The organism is Bartonella sp. AD328YNZD (assembly GCF_042196425.1).
On the sequence record NZ_JBHIQG010000660.1, the window covers coordinates 1 to 846 of the forward strand.

The 846-nt window shown below is 37.5% G+C and carries 1 protein-coding gene and 1 pseudogene; both read right to left on the reverse strand.

Annotation, left to right across the window (positions count from 1 at the left end):
- Nucleotides 1-285: ATP-dependent metallopeptidase FtsH/Yme1/Tma family protein (locus ACFIO3_RS14315; protein ID WP_375704707.1), on the reverse strand; the 285-nt coding region annotated here is incomplete at its 3' end.
- A 114-nt stretch (nucleotides 286-399) separates the two neighbouring features.
- Nucleotides 400-846 (reverse strand): annotated as a pseudogene (locus ACFIO3_RS14320) (tRNA(Ile)-lysidine synthetase); the annotation flags it as partial.

Genomic DNA, 846 nt, shown 5'->3' on the forward strand with positions numbered 1-846 from the left:
AATAGCTTTAACATTGACGTTTTTGCTTTCCAATTTTTGTATCAAACCTGGATCTCGTGGAGCATAGGTTGAAATAGCTCTATGTTCAATAGTTTGTCCTGTTAACTTTTGACCTTGAATGGTCACAGATTTCAACTCATTATTCTCAACTTTTTGTAAAAATTCAGAATAAGAAACCTCTCCACCACCAGAACGCTGACTATCTCCATTAAAGAAAGAAAACGACACAATCAAAATTAAGGCAATAACTCCCCAAATGAGGAGAGAGCGGTAATTGGAATTCATATTCAGCCCACTTAATCAAATCTAGATTTCAAACATTTCCCCTTAACATATAACCTTGTCAGCCCCTTGCCAAGGGATGAGAAGCTGTTTATTCTCTTTTAGAGTAATTTTTCTTTATCTTTTCACTTCAATATTAAAAAAAGGTTCCACAACACTCACCAGTGCAGCGTCCTCGCGCGAAGAAAGCCAATAGAAAGGTGCCATAATCCGCCTGATGATAACATTTTTATGAACAACCGCTTGAGAAATCAACTCTGGAATATCACACCCTTTGTCATTTGAGATCATCACCAGCGATTGTAAAGAGGGGAAATGAGGCTTTTCAAGCTCAAAATCGCTATTTTTTAATAAAAATTTCAGCTGTTCTAAATTTGCGGCTCCAACTTTTATAGCCTCGGATCCATGATTTGTAATCTGATAGCGCCCATCCCATATAAAAGTTTTATCTGGCTCAACGATAGCCTCTTTTATATTTCGCCCTTCTCGCCACAAAGAAATTCCCTGCTTGTTATATTCAATAACAGAGCCCGCATAAGTAAAACGCTTCTTTTCTGGAGAATC